The organism is Pedobacter sp. AC212 (assembly GCF_979258625.1).
Genome location: NZ_OZ409870.1, coordinates 2,033,155 through 2,053,135, shown reverse-complemented (window position 1 = coordinate 2,053,135; position 19,981 = coordinate 2,033,155). Strand labels below are relative to the sequence as shown.

The 19,981-nt window shown below is 37.7% G+C and carries 17 protein-coding genes; 10 read left to right on the top strand and 7 right to left on the bottom strand.

The features are described 5' to 3' along the window. Positions 1-48: 48 nt before the first annotated feature. Entirely contained in the window at positions 49-2,556 is a 2,508-nt protein-coding gene (locus ACZZZC_RS08835; protein WP_463486946.1) for a S9 family peptidase, read from the bottom strand. 175 nt (positions 2,557-2,731) lie between these two features. On the opposite strand from ACZZZC_RS08835, the gene ACZZZC_RS08830 reads away from it, so the two are divergent. From ACZZZC_RS08830 to ACZZZC_RS08820, 3 genes are all read left to right on the top strand, one after another. After that, positions 2,732-3,610 carry a polysaccharide deacetylase family protein gene (locus tag ACZZZC_RS08830; protein ID WP_463485726.1) on the top strand — a complete coding sequence of 293 codons (879 nt, stop codon included), beginning with the start codon at positions 2,732-2,734 and terminating at the stop codon, positions 3,608-3,610. Positions 3,611-3,788: 178 nt separating this feature from the next. Then, entirely contained in the window at positions 3,789-4,676 is an 888-nt protein-coding gene (locus tag ACZZZC_RS08825) for a polysaccharide deacetylase family protein (RefSeq protein ID WP_463486945.1), read from the top strand. Between the two features lie 67 nt (positions 4,677-4,743). Next, positions 4,744-5,913 (top strand): DUF3298 and DUF4163 domain-containing protein, encoded by a 1,170-nt coding sequence (locus ACZZZC_RS08820; protein ID WP_463485724.1) that lies wholly within the window; start codon positions 4,744-4,746, stop codon positions 5,911-5,913. A gap of 460 nt (positions 5,914-6,373) precedes the next feature. On the opposite strand, the gene ACZZZC_RS08815 is transcribed toward ACZZZC_RS08820, so the two are convergent. The 3 genes from ACZZZC_RS08815 to ACZZZC_RS08805 all read right to left on the bottom strand — a co-directional run bounded on the left by ACZZZC_RS08815 (position 6,374) and on the right by ACZZZC_RS08805 (position 8,200). Then, positions 6,374-6,826: a 3-oxoacyl-ACP synthase gene (locus ACZZZC_RS08815; protein WP_463485723.1), complete on the bottom strand. Its 453-nt coding sequence runs from the start codon at positions 6,824-6,826 to the stop codon at positions 6,374-6,376. An 88-nt stretch (positions 6,827-6,914) separates the two neighbouring features. After that, on the bottom strand, positions 6,915-7,487 hold the full coding sequence (locus tag ACZZZC_RS08810; RefSeq protein WP_463485722.1) for a nitroreductase family protein: 573 nt from the start codon (positions 7,485-7,487) through the stop codon (positions 6,915-6,917). A 173-nt stretch (positions 7,488-7,660) separates the two neighbouring features. Further along, positions 7,661-8,200, bottom strand: a complete 540-nt coding sequence (locus ACZZZC_RS08805; RefSeq protein ID WP_463485721.1) for a hypothetical protein — start codon at positions 8,198-8,200, stop codon at positions 7,661-7,663. Between the two features lie 1,136 nt (positions 8,201-9,336). On the opposite strand from ACZZZC_RS08805, the gene ACZZZC_RS08800 reads away from it, so the two are divergent. The 6 genes from ACZZZC_RS08800 to ACZZZC_RS08775 all read left to right on the top strand — a co-directional run bounded on the left by ACZZZC_RS08800 (position 9,337) and on the right by ACZZZC_RS08775 (position 14,969). Beyond that, positions 9,337-10,959, top strand: a complete 1,623-nt coding sequence (locus ACZZZC_RS08800) for an ABC-F family ATP-binding cassette domain-containing protein (protein WP_265801213.1) — start codon at positions 9,337-9,339, stop codon at positions 10,957-10,959. Positions 10,960-11,039: 80 nt separating this feature from the next. Beyond that, positions 11,040-11,693: a hypothetical protein gene (locus ACZZZC_RS08795; protein WP_463485720.1), complete on the top strand. Its 654-nt coding sequence runs from the start codon at positions 11,040-11,042 to the stop codon at positions 11,691-11,693. A 102-nt stretch (positions 11,694-11,795) separates the two neighbouring features. Continuing rightward, entirely contained in the window at positions 11,796-12,497 is a 702-nt protein-coding gene (locus tag ACZZZC_RS08790; RefSeq protein WP_463485719.1) for a DUF4397 domain-containing protein, read from the top strand. A 116-nt stretch (positions 12,498-12,613) separates the two neighbouring features. Beyond that, positions 12,614-13,198 (top strand): RNA polymerase sigma factor, encoded by a 585-nt coding sequence (locus tag ACZZZC_RS08785; protein WP_082455101.1) that lies wholly within the window; start codon positions 12,614-12,616, stop codon positions 13,196-13,198. Beyond that, positions 13,191-14,456: a hypothetical protein gene (locus ACZZZC_RS08780; protein WP_463485718.1), complete on the top strand. Its 1,266-nt coding sequence runs from the start codon at positions 13,191-13,193 to the stop codon at positions 14,454-14,456. The genes ACZZZC_RS08785 and ACZZZC_RS08780 overlap by 8 nt, the downstream gene beginning before the upstream one ends. Before the next feature lie 63 nt (positions 14,457-14,519). Then, positions 14,520-14,969 carry a hypothetical protein gene (locus ACZZZC_RS08775; RefSeq protein ID WP_056851450.1) on the top strand — a complete coding sequence of 150 codons (450 nt, stop codon included), beginning with the start codon at positions 14,520-14,522 and terminating at the stop codon, positions 14,967-14,969. Between the two features lie 51 nt (positions 14,970-15,020). Here the strand turns inward: ACZZZC_RS08775 and ACZZZC_RS08770 are convergent, their stop codons facing one another. Together ACZZZC_RS08770 and ACZZZC_RS08765 are read right to left on the bottom strand one after the other, a co-directional pair. Then, positions 15,021-15,527, bottom strand: a complete 507-nt coding sequence (locus tag ACZZZC_RS08770) for an FKBP-type peptidyl-prolyl cis-trans isomerase (RefSeq protein ID WP_265801206.1) — start codon at positions 15,525-15,527, stop codon at positions 15,021-15,023. A gap of 10 nt (positions 15,528-15,537) precedes the next feature. After that, entirely contained in the window at positions 15,538-17,559 is a 2,022-nt protein-coding gene (locus ACZZZC_RS08765; RefSeq protein WP_463486944.1) for a thioredoxin domain-containing protein, read from the bottom strand. A 107-nt stretch (positions 17,560-17,666) separates the two neighbouring features. On the opposite strand from ACZZZC_RS08765, the gene ACZZZC_RS08760 reads away from it, so the two are divergent. After that, positions 17,667-18,764, top strand: coding sequence for a mandelate racemase/muconate lactonizing enzyme family protein (locus ACZZZC_RS08760; RefSeq protein ID WP_463485716.1), 1,098 nt, complete (start codon positions 17,667-17,669; stop codon positions 18,762-18,764). A gap of 211 nt (positions 18,765-18,975) precedes the next feature. Here ACZZZC_RS08760 and ACZZZC_RS08755 read toward each other — a convergent pair whose 3' ends face one another. Beyond that, a complete protein-coding gene (locus ACZZZC_RS08755) occupies positions 18,976-19,842 on the bottom strand; it encodes a glycoside hydrolase family 25 protein (RefSeq protein WP_463485715.1) in 867 nt (288 codons plus the stop codon). Between the last annotated feature and the right edge of the window lie 139 nt (positions 19,843-19,981).

Sequence of the window (19,981 nt, the reverse complement as noted above, 5' to 3'; positions counted from 1 at the left end):
GGCTTACGAAATCGTAAGCCATTTTATACTGAACAGAAAGTTTTTAAATTACTTTCCGGTTTTCTCCACATCCCGATCCATCTCTACCAAATCAACTTCGGCGGGATCAGAAAAATCACCAATCAGATACTTGTTAAAATGATCTGCTAATTTCCAGAAGGCATATTCTGTCATATCGCCGAAGCCATGGCGCTGACCAGGGACGATTAGAAAATCGAAGCGTTTACCAGCTTTCATTAAGGCGTTAGCAACCCGAATGGAGTTTGCCGGATGTACATTGTTATCTACATCGCCATGCATCAATAATAAATGACCTTTTAAATTCTTTGCCAGATCAGGGTTTTTATCGATGCTATATTTAAATGAAGTATCACCTTTTAGAGATACAATTTCCTTTACGCCATGGTGCTTTTCACTCCACCAACGGTTGTAAATACTATTGTCGTGGTTACCCGCATTAGAAACTGCTGCTTTGAAAAAGTTAGGATAAACCAACATGGCAGCGGTAGACATAAATCCACCACCTGAATGACCGGTGATGCCTACTTTTGTATCATCTATATAGTTGTATTTAGCGGCGAGTTGTTCAATTGCAGTTTTCTTATCTGCCAAACCATAATCGCGAAGGTTTCCGTAACCATAAGTGTGATACCATTTCGATCGTGAAGGATTTCCGCCACGGTTACCAACTGTAATCACGATATAACCAAATTGCGCCAGGCGTTCAGTGCGATCCATTGATTTACTGAAAGCTTTATTCACCGCTTCTGTTTGTGGCCCAGGATAAACATATTCAATAATTGGATATTTCTTATTCGGATCAAAATCAAATGGTTTGTACATTACACCATAGAGGTCGGTAATACCATCATCAGCCTTAACAGTAAAAGGTTCAGGAAATTTATAGCCTGCAACCATTAAGAGCGATAAATCAGCAACTTCCAGATCCATTACCTTTCTACCGTTTTTATCATTTAAAGTAGATTTCGGCGCCGTGTTTACTCTCGAATAATTATCAACAAAAAAGGTGTTATTATCATTCATACTGATAGCGTGATCGAAATCGCCAGCATTTAACAATTTAAGGTTGGAACCATCAAAATTGATGCTGTACAAATGCAAATAATATGGATCCTCTTTAGCCTCTCTCCCATTGGCTGTAAAATAAAGTACGCGATTTTTCTCATCGATATTTACAATGCTTTCACAGTGAAATGAACCTTTGGTGATTTGATTCTTTAGCTTTCCATTTCCATCGAAAAGGTAAAAATGTGCCCAACCATCGCGTTCACTCCAGTGGATTAATTCTTTGCCATTGTTTACCAAACCAGGGCGATTAACCTCTACGTAAGTATTAAATCGCTCATCAATCAATGGCGTAACTTTGCTTGTGGCGATATCAATTGTTCCAATATCAATGCGTTTTAAATCGCGGCTGGTACGTGAAAAATAAAATCTGCTGTCATCACCTAACCAGATGGAAGGACGAAATTCGTTGTCACGATCTTTTGCCGAAGAAGGTTTGCTCCAAACTGAGACACTTTGATCTTTAAAAGCTGAAACATTTAATTTCTTGAAGGATTTCGCTTCAAAATCGAACAACAAAATCTCGTCTTGAGGTGCCTCAGCTTCGCCCGGCATTTGGTATTTATAAGTTTCTAAAGTGGGGCGACCAGGTGTAACGCTATTGATTACCCACAAATCTTTAACCTTGCGGGAATCGGTACGATTTAGGATGAAATATTTAGCATTTGGTGACCAAAGTACATAAGCACCCCTACGTTTTTTATTGTTTTTTTCGTTTTCTACATTGTTTTCACCATCTCCATCACTTCCATAAGAATAAAATTTAACCCCATCTTTTGTAAGCTGATGTTCGACAATGGTACTATCCTCTTCGTTTTTAACGGCTTTTTTATAGTTATCCTTATCCATCCAATAAAGGTTGTAGTTCCGGGAAAAGATAATTGCCGATGAATCTGGCGCAACAGCTCCCCAACTTGGTTTTGGTTTTGGTTTGCTGAAGTTTGCAACCTCCGTGAGTTTAGCCGTAGCCAGATCATATTTAAATGAATAGATTTTCTTCTGTAACGAATCGGCCGCTTTTTTATCTTTACGATCGGGCTTTAACTCATCGATAGAGCTTTTAACCTCAAAAGAAATACTTTTCTCATCGGCAGCAAATTTCAGATTTTCCAAAGGCAGGTGTTCCGCATCAAAGGGATCGCGTACAATTAGCGTAATGTCTGCAGCAATTTTGGCGTTATCAAACATTAATTTTTTGCTTCTAGCGGCCGGATCTACTAAATACCAGAATTTTCCTTTCGGACTTTCGAAAGTGTACCAAAAACGATTACTCAATTTTAGCCAATGCGGGTCGACTGAGGTAGAATATACCATTTTCTTCAACTTATTTGGTGAAAATCGCGAAGCGAGTTGATAATTTGCCTTAGGCTGAGCCGGATTATTTTCTGTTAAAGTAAAAGTTTTGTTTTGTGCCGCTACCGTTAGCGATAAAAACTGCGCACAAAGAACGAGTTTGTAAAGTTTGTTCATCAAAGTTGGTTATGAGCCGCTAAATTATTTAATAAAAGCTGATTATATCCCCGCAGATTGTAATAAAACAGTTAGCTAGCTTTATTTTCTCATTGGGAAAATATTTATCAACAACGGTTGTTTACCTGTATAATAACTTAGCAGAATTTATAGTTTTGTAGACATATACATAAATATGAAATACAAATTATTAACGATTATATCAGCTGGAATAATATTATTTACAAGCTGTCAATCTAAATCTCAAACCAGCGATGCTGATGGCAAGGATTCTACAGCGCAAGCATCTACATCGGTAGAAAATACGGAAACTGCTGTTGATGTATCGAAGATAAAAGTAGCAGATGCAAAAACAATTCTAGCCAGAAAACAAGTTCCTATTTTGTGTTATCACCAGGTAAGAAACTGGAAACCAACTGATGGAAAGGTAGGTAAAGATTATATTGTAGAGATTCAAAACTTCAAAGACCAAATGAAGATGTTAGCCGACAGTGGCTACCACACCATTTTGCCCGATCAGCTTTATGCCTACTTAAATACGGGTGCTGCGCTACCGAGCAAGCCCATAATGTTAACTTTTGATGACACAGATTTAGATCAGTTTACCATCGTAAATCCAACTTTAAAGAAACTGGGCTATAAAGCTGTCTATTTCATCATGACTGTTTCCATTGGCAAAAAGGGAAAATTTGTTGATTACATGAGCAGCGACCAGATTAAGCAACTTTCTGATGAAGGAAACGTGATTGGTTCTCATACCTATGACCATAAAAACTTTAAAAAATACGCCGGTAAAGATTGGGAGGAGCAGTTAGATAAACCAACAAAACGTTTAGAAGAAATTACGGGTAAAAAAATGACCGAGTTTGCTTATCCGTTTGGATTATGGAATGCCGAAGGAATTCCTGAACTGAAAAAACGTGGTTTCAGAATGGCTTACCAACTATCTACCAAACGTGATGAAAAGGATCCATTATTTACCATTCGCAGAATTATAGCAAGTGGTTATTGGAGCCCTAAAACATTAAGCAACAGCATTAAAAATAGTTTTTAAAGATCAATAAACCTCGGCGAAAGTCGGGGTTTTGTTTTATAAATGAAGTTCAATTGAATTTGATTTAAAGGTCCTTGCTTTAAAATCTGGCATTAGTAATAAAGAATGGGATGCCTTTGAAAAAGAATTTATTTTATCTGAAAACGCAGTATCTTTGATCAAATAAATACATCAAAAATTGATCTCGAATCTCAAACAAACTGCTCAACGCCTTCTGCTGATCACATCTATTGGATTAGCATTAGCTTCTTGCAACAGCAATAGCGCTGAAGAAAAATCTGAACAAAAAAATAATGCATTTGCAGCTGTAAACGACACCACAAAGGCCGACGTAAAACCTGCTGATGCAAAAACGATCCTGGCCCGACGAGAAGTACCGGTTTTATGCTATCATCAAATTAGAAACGCCTTAGCCAGCGATAGCAAACGAGCTGGTGATGATATCATTTCTCCTGATAAATTTAAACAACACATTAAAATGCTCGCCGATAGCGGTTACCACACGGTGCTTCCTGATAAACTTTATAATTATTTGGTTTATGGAACTAAACTGCCTGAAAAGCCAATCATGATCACTTTTGATGATACGGACATGGATCAGTTTACAGTTGGAAATTCTACCCTTAAAAAATATGGTTTTAAAGGGGTTTATTTCATCATGACTGTTTCTATCGGAAGAAAAGGCCGCATCAGTTATATGACCAAAGAAAACATTAAGCAATTAGCTGATGAGGGAAATACAATTGCCAGTCATACCTACGATCATAAAAACTTTGCACAGTTTACCGAAGAGGATTGGGAAACCCAGATAGACGAACCCACAAAAAAACTTGAGGAGATAACCGGGAAAAAGGTCGAATATTTCGCCTATCCTTATGGCGTTTTCAAAGCGGCAAATTTGCATAAACTGAAAGAGCATGGATTTAAAGCGGCTTTTATTTTATCTACAGCAAGGGATGAGAATTATCCACTTTACACCATCCGCCGCATCATAGATCCGGGGAGGTATTCAGCTAAAAACCTGTATTATAGCATTAATAAAAGCTTTAATAAAACAAAAAGCTAGTTCTATCTGTAACTGATGTAGATTAAGATAAAACCTTTTTATCCCTCAAAAAAATTTATTGATACAGATGAAAAATAATTTCCTTTTGTTGCTCCTAAGCGCTGCACTCTTATTTGCTTGCAACAGTTCCAAAAACGATAAAGCTGCTACAGATGATTCTGGCAAAGAGGCTACTGTAAAAACTGAACTTGAAGAAAATTTTTACAAAAGGCTTGAAGGAACAATTGCAGGAAAACCAGTCGTGATGAACCTGCAAAGATTAACTGGCGAGATTGAAGGCAATTATTTTTACGAGGGCTCTTGGTTAAACCTATCTATCGATACCCTGATAGGTAAAGATAGTGTAGTACTTTTTGAGAATAGCTTTTACGATTATTATTTTGATAAAGATGCAAAACAAAACCATTTGGGATTAAAATGGACCGGTAATGGTTTCAAAGGTACTTGGTCTGACGGTAGCGGAAGTAAAACTTTCCCGGTTTTTCTTGCAGAAAAGTACCCAGAGGGGAGTTATCAGTTTATAACCGGATCATATGCCGATTCTGTTAAAGCTTTTGCAGGTAATGATAAATCGCCCCATGCCAGTATCGGATTCGAATATTTAAAGGCAGTTAATAATGATGGTGCTGGAAAATGGCTAGATGACCAGCTTAAGCTAATTTCGGGAATCGACAAAGGAACTGCGGATAGAGCAACAGGTTTCAAAAAAATTGCTAGTACGTACCTGGAAGATTATAAAAAAGAAATTGGAGCGGAAAAAAAATCTGGTTCCGATCGTGGATATGAGCTGTGGATGAACTACTCGAGCAATAGCCAGCAATCTATCTCTTATAATCAAAATGGTTTTGTGGTTATTGATTTCTTAACGGATGCATACACAGGCGGTGCGCATGGTAACTACGGCAGCACGATGTTTTGCCTTGATGTTGTGAATAAAAAACAGATGGCATTAAGTGATATTGTTAAAATTGATTCCAACTCACTTCAGGGTTTGCTGGAAAAAAACCTTCGCAAGCAATATAATATTAAGCCTCAAGATCAAATCAGTACGGTTTTATTCGATAATTTCTTAAAACCAAACAATAACTTCTACTTCAATAAAAATGGGCTGGCGTTTATGTATAATCCTTATGAAGTTGCCAGTTACGCTCAAGGTCAGATTGTAGTATTTATTCCCTTCAGCGAGTTAAAAACCTATTTAATACCTGATTTCGCAAAAAGACTTGGAATAAGTTAATGGTGCTGATAAAGTTTTGATGGCTCGCTGGGCTGTCTCATAATCAATTTATCTACGAATCTTGTCACGTTGAGCTTGTCGAAACGCCTCAAAAGACATATTCCGCAACTCCTTCGACAGGCTACCATTGACGTTTTTAACTTTCCGTCTTTGCTTCTCCCGATTCTTCATCGGGAGAAGCAATCTCATTCGCGGTATTGTGCTATCGAATGAGATTGCTTCGTACCTCGCAATGACGAACGTTCTTAACGTCATTTTATATACACGCTGGTCTGTATTTGTAATCCAAACACCAAAACCGTGAATTTAAAATCAATTTTAAGACGAGATTGCAAATCTCGACTATCTGTGGTTACAATACGAGTATCGCTGGTCTGGATTTGCAATCCAGACCCCAGCACTGTGGATTTAAAAATCCACAAACCAATAACGAATTTGTAAAATCTCCACCGAAGAAAACCTAAAGAATTTCTTTGATCAAGTACTTATTTCCATTAAAGCTGATTTCATCGCCTACTTTACGTCCAATGAACGCTCTTCCGATGGGTGCCGCTTGAGAAACAGCGATAAATTTCTGATTCTCAAGGTTTAATTCGCCAGCACTAATGCTGATGTAAAAATTGCCCTCAGAAGTTAAAACCAAACTACCATTTTTTACTTCTTTGGCTGTATCAACATTTTCAATTTGCTGCAAAGCGATTTTTTGCTGACCCGCCTCATATAGCAATTTGCTGTTTCTATCCATTTCCTGCTGCATCATTTCACGCGTAGTTTCGTATTTATCGCCGGCACTACTTTTCGTATCGTCGTTTGATGCCTGCCTGGCTTGCAGCATGGAATACTCAATATTTTCTATTCTATTTTGAATAAAAGTTAAGCACAACTGATAAAGTTGAGATTTTAATGTTGACATATTTAGGGAAAAATATTAAATGAATATTGAAAAATAAGTGATGGAAACTAGCAAAGAGACTTGCGACTTACGCCTAATAACTCCAGACTTATTCTTCAATCCACTTTACTTTTTCTTCCATTGAACTGCGGTTTGGCATCCATGGTTTTTCGTTATGATACCCCATATAGAAAAGTCCGATACATTTTTCATTTTCGTCTAAACTTAAAAATCCTCCTAGATGATCGATTAATGGTGGCGAGCTCCAATAAGCACCAACTTTTAAACTTTCGGCGGTTAGAGCCATATTTTGAACAGCACAAGAAACCGCAGCTAACTCTTCCCATTCGGGTATTTTACCACTTAATGCCATTTGGATTGCAATGATACAAGCTGCCTGACCGGTTTTTTCGGCAAAACTATCATATTTTTTTTGAAGAAATTGTTGCGGAGAAACATGTGACTGATAAAGTCTTCCAAGCTCCTCCCCTAATTTTTTTAGACCGGCTTTTCTGATTACGGTAAAGCGCCAGGGTTGGGTTAATTTATGTGTGGGCGCATAATTGGCACTTTCTAAAATCTGATTGATCACCTCAACCGAGATTTCTTTTTTGATATAACTCGCTGGAAAAATACTCCGACGTTCTTTTATAATTTGAGATACAATTTCGTAATTGGTCATTTGGTAAAAATAGTTAAAAGCAAAAAGATTACAGCGAAAGCATATATCAAATGTGTTAAAACCTGAAACTTTTTACTTTCCACTGTCTCGAAAATTTCACTTTCCACTTTCTACTTTTCACTCTCAAATTTTCACTCTCAACTTTCTACTCTCAACTTTCTACTTTTCACTTTCTACTTTTGTAGTTGTTTCCTAATCTGTTTCACTTTAGCAAAAAAAGCGATACTCTCCAGATCGACTAAAAATTCCATTGTTTCATTTAATTCGTTTCTAACCCATGGATGTTTGGGAATTAAATTGGCCAGAATATTCAAGCAGTGCGATTTTACCGCGACAGGTATCTTTTCGTCAATCAGCCAGGCAAAAACCACCTCAACAATGCAATCAGTATAATAGTTCACTATTAGTTCTTGCACTTCCCTGGTGGCTTTTTTGTGCGTCATAAAAGCCAAAATTTTGACATAATGCCGAAGTGAAGATAAATTTTGTTGTGAAGGGAGTTTTTCGAGAAAATAATATGCGAAGGGCAAAAAGCGTTCCTGATGATTGGAGTAAACACGCTCTAAAATCCAAGCCGCCCTAAAAGAGATTTGTTCATGATGTTGAAAACTTAAATCAATTAGATCTTTAGCAGAAAAATCTTCCATTGCGGCCAATGCCTCAACTTCCACCTTTCCAACAGGACGGCTTATGACAGCTAATAAATTTTGCATCGCACCCTAAAATTAGGTAATTTTTTAGTTCTTACGGCTGAAGCCGAAGGCAATGAACAAGAAAAATGCAACATCACTGCTTATGGTTTCAAAGAAACAAAATGATGAATTATACTAAATAATTATGATCCTGAATCATTTACCTATAAGTGGCCGAAGGTTGTTGAATACTTTGTTCAAACAAACTACCTGTAGAGTCCAATTTAACAAAACCACCTTCTGAACCCTTGAATTTTAATAGGATAGATAAACACCTTTACCACCCCTAACCCCTCCTAACTTAGGAGGGGAATTGCTAGTAGTAAGGTTATATATTTATGCAAATTTGGGTTTGGTACTGATAAACCCACTTACTTCATCATACCCTTAAAAATTAAAATGAGTAGTTTCCAGCTCCCCTCCTTATTTTCAAGGAGGGGTTCGGGGGTGGTTATTTATTAGCGATTTGCGTTGCACTTATCGTCCTTTCCAGCTCTCCTTCTTATTTTCACTACCTGTAGATTCCAATTTAACAAAACCACCTTCTGAACCTTGCATTTTAGCAGGATAGATGAACACATTTACCACCCCTAACCCCTCCTAACTTAGGAGGGGAATTTGCTGGTAGTAAGGTGATGTTTTTACGCAAATTCGGGTTTGGTACTGTAAACCCACCAACTTCATTATACCCCTTAAAGATTAGAATGAGTAGTTTCCAGCTCTTCTCCTCATTTTCAAGGAGGGATTCGGGGGTGGTTATTTATTAGCGGTTTGCGTTGCAATTATCGTCCTTTCTATCGAAGCGGAGAAATCTTTTAACTACGGTTAAGTTATTGAATCATTAACTGTCTGCCGAAAAAAGTTCGGGAAGATGATTTTTAATTTCCGAATTCGTAAAAATTGAATCTGAGGATTTGGGCCATTTTTCCATTCGAAGCCCCTTACTTTGTTTAATAAACCAGATTGAACGGAAATACTTTTTGTTGTAGAATTTTAACATATTTTTCCGACAAAAACAAAAAGATTGGAGGGAAAGCGGGACTGCAATTGAGATGAAAGACTGAACACTGATTTTCAAATAAAAGCAAACACTACCCCACTATTGCCTTTTCTCTTCGGACTATAAACCCTATCTTTGCGGCTTATTTCTATTTATTATGATTTCAGTTTCTAATTTATCATTACGATACGGCAAACGCACACTATTTGAAGATGTTAACTTAAAGTTTACCCAGGGCAACTGCTACGGTGTAATTGGAGCTAACGGCGCAGGTAAATCTACTTTCTTGAAAATTTTATCGGGTGAAGTAAACCAGACTTCGGGTAGCGTTGCCTTTACTCCAGGCGAAAGAATGGCGGTTTTAAAGCAAAATCACTACGAATTTGATGAGGTTTCGGTATTGGAAACGGTGATGATTGGCCACAAAGAACTGTATGCCATCATGAAAGAAAAAGATGCCATTTACATGAAAGAAGATTTTACCGAAAAGGATGGCGAACGTGCAGGAGAGTTGGAAAATATCTTTGCTGAAATGGATGGTTGGAACATGGAAAGCAACGCAGCAACCATGTTGAGCAACCTTGGTATTACGGAAGATAACCACTATAAATTGCTAAAAGAGCTGGATAATACGCAAAAAGTACGGGTATTATTGGCTCAGGCATTATTTGGTAACCCAGATATTTTATTACTCGATGAACCTACCAACGATTTGGACATCGAAACAATTGCGTGGTTGGAAAACTTTTTGGCAGATTACCAGAATATTGTACTGGTGGTAAGTCACGACAGGCACTTTTTAGATGCCGTTTGTACGCATATTGTGGATATCGATTTCGCGAAGATGAGCATCTATACGGGTAACTATACTTTCTGGTACGAATCGAGTCAGTTGGCGTTAAAACAACGTAGCGACCAGAACAAGAAGATGGAGGATAAGGTAAAGGAGCTGCAGGAATTTATCCGCAGGTTTAGTGCCAATGCATCAAAGTCGAAGCAGGCTACCTCGCGTAAAAAAGCTTTAGATAAAATAGATATTACTGAAATTAAGGCTTCAAGTCGTAAATATCCGGCTATTATTTTTAACAATACCGGCCGTGAAGCGGGTGACCAGATTTTACAGGTTGATGCTTTAGGCAAATCAGGAAATGACGGTGTACTGTTCGATAAAGTAACCTTCATGGTAAATAAAGGCGATAAAATTGCTGTGTTATCGCAAAACAGTTTAGCTACCGCAGCATTTTACGATGTTTTAACAGGAAGAACGCCAGCAGATAAAGGCGAATTTAAATGGGGTGTTACCATCAGCACAGCTGATATTCCGAATGATAACTCTGAATATTTTGATGGAAAAGATGAAAACCTTGTCGATTGGTTACGTGAATACTCTGGAACAGATGCCGATGAGCAGTTTGTACGCAGCTTTTTAGGACGGATGTTATTCTCTGGCGAAGAGGTATTAAAAAACGTAAAAGTACTTTCGGGAGGAGAAAAAATGCGTTGCATGTTCTCCAGAATGATGTTGCAACAAGCCAATCTTTTGATGTTTGATGAGCCAACCAACCACTTGGATTTAGAATCAATCGAAGCGTTGAACAATGGTATGAAAGATTTCAAAGGAACCATTTTGTTTACTTCACGAGATCACCAGTTAACGGAAACGGTGGCAAACAGAATTATTGAGATTACGCCAAAAGGTACTATTGATAAGTTGATGACTTACGATGAGTATATTAACAGCCCTGATGTTGCAAAACTGCGTGAGGAAATGTACGCATAATAGTTACTGCTAAAATATATTTTGAAAAGCGTTTTGATATTAAATCAAAACGCTTTTTCTTTATAAATTAATCAAGTTTTATGAAAACGCTCGTTACTCTCCTCATCATAAGCTCAAGCCTCGCAACCTTTGCGCAAAAAAGTGATTCTACAAGAACTTATTACAGAATTATTCGGGGAACGATTGAACACGCTACAGAACTAAAATCCAAAAAGTACATCAGAAATGGAGAAGCTGAAATAAAATCTGGCAGAAAAGTTATCGCATCGGGCATCTATAAAGATGACAAGCGTTATGGCAGATGGAGGTTTTTCGATCGCAAAGATAGCCTTGAACAAATTTATAACTACACAACAAAAAAAGTAGAATATAATGCATCAACTAAAAACCTGAACTGTGTAATTGATTCCCTGAAAACAGGCGACAAGCTAGTATATCCAGCTAAAATTGGAGGCTTTACGTATGCTATGTACTACCTTCTCGATTTTTTTAAGATACCCTCAAATATTAGAAGTTTTCGTGGAGTACATGAATTATTTTATATTTTCCATTTGGACGATAATGGCAGGTTGATAAAATACGAAACTAGAATCTTATCGGCGGGCAACGAAAAAATAGATACAATAAATCTAAATAGACTTAGAGAGGAAGATTTTGAATTTTCACCTGCAATAGTAAATGGCAGACGCGTTGCCAGCAAAATTATTTATGAAAGCAAAATTACCGTCGATTAAAAATATCTACTTACAGCTGTAGCGTTTTCATCCCGTTAATCGTTTTATGATAAAAAGTGTTAATGGCCATTAACCAATTTTATTTAGAAATTGATTTAAAACATGAAAACTCATTTGAAAAACTTTAGCTTAACTACAAAAATTGCACTCTCTCTTCTCGTTATAACCACTATATTTTCTGCCTGTAAAAAAGATTGGGATGATACCCCAATTGAAGCCGCTGGTATTGGATATGTTCATGCATCGCCAGGCACCGGATCGCTTGATTTTGTTTTAGACAACTCTAAAATCGGCAATTTTACTTACACTAACGATAGGGGTTACTACGCAGCTTACCCAGGCACCAGGATTATCGGTGTAGCAAAGAAAGACTCATTGAAATATTTGACAAGTGGTACAGCAACTTTAAAAGGCGGATCTTTCTATTCGGCTTTTGTAGTCGACACATTGAAATCGACCAAAATTTTATTGGTCGAAGATGATTTGAAAGCTCCTGAAACTGACAAAGCCAAAGTGCGTTTTATTAACTTAAGTCCAGGTTCTGGTAAGTTAGATTTAGCAGTTGAAGGTAATGCTACTGCCTTGTTTACAGCAAAAGCTTTCAAAGAATATTCTACTTTCAGTTCCGTTAATCCTTCAGATAGCTACACCTTTCAGGTAAAAGAAGCCGGTTCGGCAACGGTTAAAGCAAGCTTACCAGCTGTAAAAATCGAAAAGGGAAAAATTTATACCATTTGGGCAAAAGGACTTAGCAGCACTACCGACAGTACCAAATTTGGTTTGGCTGTAATGACTAACAAGTAAAACCTACCAATGAAATAACATCGTTCTAAATTGGAATGGTGTTATTTCGTTAATTTTGCAACCGGAAAAGTTAAAAACAAGCATACTAATCAAAGTAAAAATAGTCCTTCCCAGGAGTGATAAAAAAGATACTCAGTTTTGAGGAAATTTTAAAAGGCTGCGTAAAAAACGACAATAGCTGTAAAGAAATGATGTATAAATCTTTCTATGGCTACTTAATGGGTATTATTTTAAGATACACAAAGAATGTTTCGGATAGTGAGGAACTTGTGAACGACAGCTTTATTAAAATATTTAAACACGTTGCTAATTTTAAATCTCCAAAAAATCCTGAAGAATTACAACGCTCCTTTAAAGGTTGGATTGCACAAATCGCATCCAGAACAGCGATAGATAAAATCAGAAGTACAAAGGCACAATTTTACGTTGATGATTTGGGTGAAGACGAACATCCTGTAACGCAGGTTTCTATTGCATCAGAACTGCATGTAAATGACATTTTAAATTTGCTCAATCACTTACCTGATACACAAAGGTTGGTTTTTAACCTATATGAGATTGAAGGCTTTGCACATGAAGAAATTTCGAAAATGCTAAACATCCCAGAAAGTTCCAGTCGGGTTTATCTCACGAGATCTAAAAATAAACTTCGCACACTTTATCAAAATACAATGGTTGGATCATACAAGAAAAATGGATAAAGAATTAATTGATCATATCGCCAAACAACTTCAACAGCACGAGGAACAATACGTTCCAGGTGCATGGGAGCGTTTTTCTGAAAAGAAAGATAAGCGAAGCCGTTTCGTTTTGTGGCCGATGTGGGTTGCTGCTGCTTTACTATTGGTTGTTGGAGGTACGTTCCTGGTATTTAATAGTCAAAATCACCAAGGCGATTTAGCGGTTATCAAGCCAAAAAAAATTGAACAGAAAAGAGTTGAAGATAATCGTGTACCTAAAACGAAAGAACCGAATATTACGCCTAAAAGCCATTTAAATACACCTTTAGCAGACAATACACAAACTCAAAACAGAGCAATAGAGGTAACCAGATTAACGGTGAATCCAATTGAGGAGGCTGTTCCCGCTAATACCACTCCTATTATAAAAAGCATTCACAATACGCTAGCCAATACATTATCTTCCATTCCGCTAACCTCATCCAGCAACAGAAAATTTGAAATTAAAGGAGGAACCAAACAAGAAAAAACATTCAAAAAGCCAACTTTTGAGGATTTGTTGGCGCAAGATAGTAAGTTGAGTGCGTTAAAAGGCACAACAAAAGCCCCAATTAATTCTAAATGGGAACCTGGAATTTACGTGGCACCTGCAATGGGAAATGATAACAAAGTGAACATGAATTATGGTTTTTCACTTTCGTATAACGTAGCCGATAAACTTTCTATAAGTTCGGGAATTGCCTATTCATCATTGAGTTCTACCAGCAATCCATCAACCCAAATTGGAGCCGCAAGTGATGCTGTAGCGAGTTCTGTGCCGAATTCGAGTCCAATAAACTCTTATTCAAGCAATTCTAGAAGTTTAGAATCCGTTAATGCCAGTGTTAGGGGCATTAATATTCCACTGGAATTGAAATATAATATTAGCAAGAAGTTTTACACTGGTGTTGGGGTTTCAGCCTTGGCTATTTTAAACAACAAACAAGACAATAATTATTTGGTAAGCACTGGCAGAAATATTACCGTGGCTAATACGGCCGGCGTTGCAGAGCAGAAAATGCTCATCGTTACCGAACGTGTTTCAGAAACTCAGCCGCAATCGTTGCAGGTTACTGATAAGTATATTGGCTTTTATAACTTTTCATTAGGTTACAAACAAAAAATTTCGAAGAAAACCGATTTCGCCATCGAACCATTTTTAAGGCTTCCGATGAAAACGTTTTCCAATGATAACCTTAACCTTACAAACGGTGGTTTGAGGTTGAAAATCGATTTTTAACGATTGTTATAAACGAGTTACAATTGCCATTATACATCTTTATTATATTTGTAGATGATTAAGATGAGCGCAAAGCTGCAACAGCTGGGATTTATATTCTTACTTTTTATTGGTTTTAGTGCGAAAGCACAACATGATCCGAGCGATCAGATGGATTCTCCAAACTGGGATGTCATTGGAGGCATCAGTTTCAAAACCGTTAAACCGACAGAGAAATACGCGGTTTACAATGCGAAGATTAAAAAATTCGAAAATAAGCCTTTTGAGCTTTCAGGCTATATTGTTCCGATAAAAGATGGGATGAAGCAAACTAAGTTTATGCTCTCTACCCTTCCTATCAACCAATGTTTTTATTGTGGCAAAAATGGAATCCCGATTATGGTTTTGGTAGAAATGGCCGAACCTATAAAATTTACTTATCAACCCATCACGGTTAAAGGGGTGCTGAAATTGAGTAATGCCAATACGATGGATAATCCACCAGTGCTTTTATCCACTTCGAAATTGCTTTAAACAAAAAATCCCGATCATTAGTCGGGATTTTTCTTTATAAATTATCTGATACTAGTGACCAGAATGACCGTCAGCTCCATGAGCATGACCGTGTGCTAATTCATCTTGAGTTGCTTCGCGAACGTTTAAAATGGTTCCCGCAAATAAAAGATTTTTTCCAGCCATTGGATGGTTCAAATCAACTGCAACAGTTTCATCATGAACGGCAGTAACACCAGCTCTAAATTGATTTCCGTTGTTATCCTGTAAAGGAATCACATCTCCAACCGCTGGAACTTCGCCACCTGCTTCTGTAAACATCGTTTTAGGCAAATCTGCAAAAGCACCTGGATCAATTTCTCCATAACCATCAGCAGCAGATAATTCGAAGCCATATTCATCGCCAGTTTTTAAGCCTGCTAAATGTTCTTCAAATTTAGGCAACATCATGCCAACGCCATATAAAAATACTAAAGGATTTTGCTCATCAGCTTTTTCAACAAAAACTTGTTGTCCTTCTTCGTTAGTAGTGTGCAAATCGTAAGTTACTGCGACTACTGTGTTCGGTGAAATATTCATTTAAATTGTTTTAATGTAAATACGCTAATGCTTCCTCAACAGTTTTAACCGGTAACTGGCATACTTTATTTCGGCAAATATAAACTTTTGTTTCATTGCTTTGCTTACCTTTTAACAGCGGCAAGTTACTTTTTGTTCCACCCAATGTAATTTTATTTGGAATATAATGATTGCTTAACTCCAATTTAATAGCATCGGTTTCTAAACCAACAATAGCAATCTCATTTATTCCCTGTATCTCATTGACCAATTGAATGGCCCAGTTGGAATAGGCCGATCCGTAGGTTTTTATTTTTGGAAAAATTGCTGCTAGCATTTCCTCAGTCTGGTTAATATATGCTTCTACATCGAAAAGTAAACCGAGTTTTTTTAAATTTTGAGCCATTGTAGAATTTGAAGCAGGAATCACATTATCCATAATCTCATGTTTCCGGGCAATCAGACTCTCGCTTTCAGCAGAAGTATAGAAAAACATTGGCGAATCTGGATCACTGAAGTTAGTAATCACATAATCGGCTAGCGCCTTTGCTTCAGTCAGCCAATACTCCTCAAAATCATATTCATATAAACCAATAAGCGCTTCAATTAAAAATGCGTAATCATCCAGAAATCCAGTGATGGATGCTTTGCCATTTTTAAAATTCCGGTACAATCCACCGTTTTTGGTTTTTACATTTGTCAGAATGAATTTCGCCGCAGCCGCAGCTTTGGAATAGTAAAATTCATGGTTTAACACTGTTGCTGCATCTGCTAATGCCTTGATCATCATCCCATTCCAGGCCGTAAGGCATTTATCATCTAAACCAGGTCTTATTCGCTTATCTCTTACTTCGATGAGTTTTGCTTTTGCAGATTGAACTTTATCATACAGCGTTGCAGCATCAGTTCCATATTTTTCTATGAGATCATCATCATCAATTGTTTTGCGCAGAATATTGGTTTGCTCCTCTTCCCAGTTTCCGTCTGGTGTAACATTGTAATAGTCTGCCAACAATTTTGCGTCATCACCTAATATGGAATCAAACTCTTGTCTATCCCACACATAAAATTTCCCCTCAACACCTTCACTATCTGCATCTAAAGCAGAATAAAACAAACCATCGGGCGAGGTCATTTCTTTAAATACCCAATCGATTGATTCGACGGCAGTTTGCTTAAATGAATCGAATTTAGTGCATTGGTAGGCCTCAATATATAAGCTGATCAGCTGGGCATTATCATAAAGCATTTTTTCAAAATGGGGAACATGCCATTTATCATCAACAGAGTAACGGGAAAAACCACCTCCAATTTGATCATAAATTCCTCCGCGGCTCATCTCTTCTAGTGTATGGCAAACGGCCGTAAACACTGATTCATCATCTTTTAAAAATCCGTAGCGTAAAAGAAAAGCCCAGTTGTTGGGAAGCGGAAACTTTGGAGCACGATTATATCCTCCGAAGCCGATATCAAAATGCCTTTTCCAGGGTTCGATAATTTCAGTTAAATGCTGCTCTATATATTCTTCCTCTTTGGGAGATGGGATGATTTTCTCGCTATCCTTGATGCCAGATGTTAATCTATCAGCATACTGAATGGCTTTATCAGGTTCGTTTGTCCACAATGCGGCAACGTTTTCCAGAATATTGATCCAATCATTTTTCCTGAAATAAGTCCCCCCGTAAATTGGGCGTTGATCGGGTAAACAAACACAGTTTAATGGCCAGCCACCGCTCCCGGTCATCAGTTGGATGGCATACATATAGATTTGATCAATATCCGGCCGCTCTTCCCGGTCGACTTTGATACAAACAAAATGCTGGTTCATCACTTCAGCAACTTCATGATTTTCAAAACTCTCCCGCTCCATCACATGGCACCAATGGCAGGCAGAATAACCAATACTGACCAAAATGAGTTTATTTTCAACTTTTGCTTTCTCTAACGCCTCTGTTCCCCATTCATACCAATGAACAGGATTGTAAGCATGTTGCAACAGATATGGTGAGGATGCATTAATTAAACTATTGGGCTCAGAATGTGTATTTGACATAGCGGTTTGGATCAATTTAAAAAATGTAAATCTATAAATTATCTACAAGCCTGTTTCGATTTAGTTTTTGTTTTTATACTTTAGTTGGAAATCTACTTGATCATCAAATGAAAATCACCCATACCGAAATCTACCGCTTCAGCATCCCGATGGAGCCCTTTGTAATTGCCACGGGCACCATGCATTTTGCACAAAATGTGCTCATCAGAATTTACACTGATGCCGGAATTCATGGAATAGGCGAATGCTCGGCTTTTCCGATGATTGTGGGTGAAACCCAGGAAACTTGTATAGCAATGGCGAAAGACTTTGCTGCTATTTTGAAAGGAAAAGATCCTCTGGAAATTCCTGAGCGGATGAACGACTTGCTGGGTTACGCAGATCATAATAATACCATAAAGAGCGCTTTTGACATGGCATTATTTGATATTGCAGCAAAACATGCGGGCTTGCCACTCTACCAGTTTTTAGGCGGAACAAGAAGAACCATCGAAACAGATATGACCGTTGGTATTGATACGCCTGATGGAATGGCAGCCACGGCGCTAAGTTATGTACAAAAGGGTTGCAGAATCATTAAGATCAAGCTGGGTAAAAAAGTGAGCGATGATATTGAAAGAGTAAGATGCATTAGAGAAGCTGTTGGAAACGATATCATTTTACGTTTAGATGCGAATCAAGGCTGGAGCTTTGACGATGCTTTATTCGCCCTTGGTGCACTGGAGAAATACAACATTGAGTTTTGTGAACAACCCATGAGAACCTGGTACGATGATAAATTGCCGGAGTTAAATGTCAATTCCCCGATTAAATTAATGGCTGATGAGAGTTGCTACAACCATCATGATGCCCGGAAATTGATTAATAGCCAATCGACAACCTATTTAAATATCAAATTTTCAAAATCAGGTGGAATTTTAGAAGCGCAAAAAATTCACGAAGAAGCGCTACAAACTGGCGTAAAATGTATGATAGGAAGCATGCTGGAAAGCAGAATAGCCTTGACTGCCAACCTTCATTTTGCACTGGCCAGTCCTAATGTCGAATTTTTTGATTTAGATACAGCGTTGTTAGGTCATTTAGCCGATCCATGCGTTGGGGGTTTAACCTACAATGGTTATTTTCTTGATGTTCCTGAAGAAATTGGAATAGGCGCAGAAGCTGATGAATTTTTCCTGGAGAAATGTGAAAGCTGGACGATTTAGTACAGTTGTTCATTCGTTCATTCGTTCATTGGTTTTCCTGTATGCGCCTTTAGAAAGGAAACTATTCGTTAGCGAATTTGGTGACTAATCAATGATTGATAACCAATTAAACCTAATAATAGATTGCTTTGTCGGCTGAAAAAAGAGTTCTTGCAATGACGAAAACGGTTATGCATCACTCCTAATGAAATAATGACCAGTGAACCAATGACTAATGAACTAATAGTTTATCCAATGCCAAACTATCGCCATTAAACGCATTAAAATCCACTGCGTGACCAATGCCATTAATTTTGGCTTTATCAGAATGCTGCCAAAACTTCCACCGACTTTTATCCATCCTTAATTTTGGTTGGTAGTAATGCGCAATCCATAAGGGATATTCATCGAAATGTTCTTCCAGATAATCCTCATAGAACTTTAAGCCCGAATAAATAATAGGCCTTACTTTGGTTTTAACTTCCACATAGTTGAGAAAATCGGCCAACTCGGCTCTCATTTTAACTGGAGAAACGCCGTCTAAACTTTCAATATCGACCACTGGCGGCAAATCGCCCTTTTCAATATTCACCACCTGTAGAAAAAACTTCGCCTGGGTTTTTCCATCTCGCTTTGGTCTGAAGAAATGATAAGCACCACATACAATCCCCACTTTCGGGGCTTCACGCCAGTTTCTTTGAAAATAAGGATCCACTTGTAAAAGGCCTTCTGTCGCCTTAATAAATGCAAATTTGACTTTCACCCCATCATCTTCCATATCTTTCACTTTTTGCCAGTTTATTTTTCCCTGATAATAAGACACATCAATTCCATGTATGGTATATTTTTTCGGAATTTTAATGTTGAAACTTTCATAGGTGCGGTAGTTGGGATCTTGTCCCCAATCTTTTATCCATCGCCAGGTGGCCACAAAGCCATTCAGGATATATCCGTAATAAAATGGGGAAAATAGAATCAGCAATAAACCAGCAATAACCACCTTCCACTGCGTAGGAAAAGGCTTAGATTTCTTTTTACGTACCGCAGGTTTTCTGGTAACAGGTTTTCTCGTAACGGGTTTTCTCTTCTCTGGCGGCATAGTTTATTTGAAGCCGCTAAGTTGAGGAAAATGAAGAACAAATAAAAAAGGATTTGCTGCATACTTCGACAGGATTATGACTTTGTCCGACTGGAATTAAATCCAATAGTTAAACAAAAAGTTCATTACTTTTGCGCAC

Excerpts from the sequence above, each read along its gene's own strand:
- ACZZZC_RS08780 (WP_463485718.1), top strand. The coding sequence starts at position 13,191 with ATGGATAAAGAATTAATTGATCATATCGCCAAACAACTTCAACAGCAC.
- ACZZZC_RS08760 (WP_463485716.1), top strand. The coding sequence starts at position 17,667 with ATGAAAATCACCCATACCGAAATCTACCGCTTCAGCATCCCGATGGAG.
- ACZZZC_RS08770 (WP_265801206.1), bottom strand. The coding sequence starts at position 15,527 with ATGAATATTTCACCGAACACAGTAGTCGCAGTAACTTACGATTTGCAC.
- ACZZZC_RS08755 (WP_463485715.1), bottom strand. The coding sequence starts at position 19,842 with ATGCCGCCAGAGAAGAGAAAACCCGTTACGAGAAAACCTGTTACCAGA.
- ACZZZC_RS08815 (WP_463485723.1), bottom strand. The coding sequence starts at position 6,826 with ATGTCAACATTAAAATCTCAACTTTATCAGTTGTGCTTAACTTTTATT.
- ACZZZC_RS08830 (WP_463485726.1), top strand. The coding sequence starts at position 2,732 with ATGAAATACAAATTATTAACGATTATATCAGCTGGAATAATATTATTT.
- ACZZZC_RS08800 (WP_265801213.1), top strand. The coding sequence starts at position 9,337 with ATGATTTCAGTTTCTAATTTATCATTACGATACGGCAAACGCACACTA.
- ACZZZC_RS08805 (WP_463485721.1), bottom strand. The coding sequence starts at position 8,200 with ATGCAAAATTTATTAGCTGTCATAAGCCGTCCTGTTGGAAAGGTGGAA.
- ACZZZC_RS08820 (WP_463485724.1), top strand. The coding sequence starts at position 4,744 with ATGAAAAATAATTTCCTTTTGTTGCTCCTAAGCGCTGCACTCTTATTT.
- ACZZZC_RS08810 (WP_463485722.1), bottom strand. The coding sequence starts at position 7,487 with ATGACCAATTACGAAATTGTATCTCAAATTATAAAAGAACGTCGGAGT.
- ACZZZC_RS08765 (WP_463486944.1), bottom strand. The coding sequence starts at position 17,559 with ATGTCAAATACACATTCTGAGCCCAATAGTTTAATTAATGCATCCTCA.
- ACZZZC_RS08835 (WP_463486946.1), bottom strand. The coding sequence starts at position 2,556 with ATGAACAAACTTTACAAACTCGTTCTTTGTGCGCAGTTTTTATCGCTA.
- ACZZZC_RS08790 (WP_463485719.1), top strand. The coding sequence starts at position 11,796 with ATGAAAACTCATTTGAAAAACTTTAGCTTAACTACAAAAATTGCACTC.
- ACZZZC_RS08795 (WP_463485720.1), top strand. The coding sequence starts at position 11,040 with ATGAAAACGCTCGTTACTCTCCTCATCATAAGCTCAAGCCTCGCAACC.
- ACZZZC_RS08775 (WP_056851450.1), top strand. The coding sequence starts at position 14,520 with ATGAGCGCAAAGCTGCAACAGCTGGGATTTATATTCTTACTTTTTATT.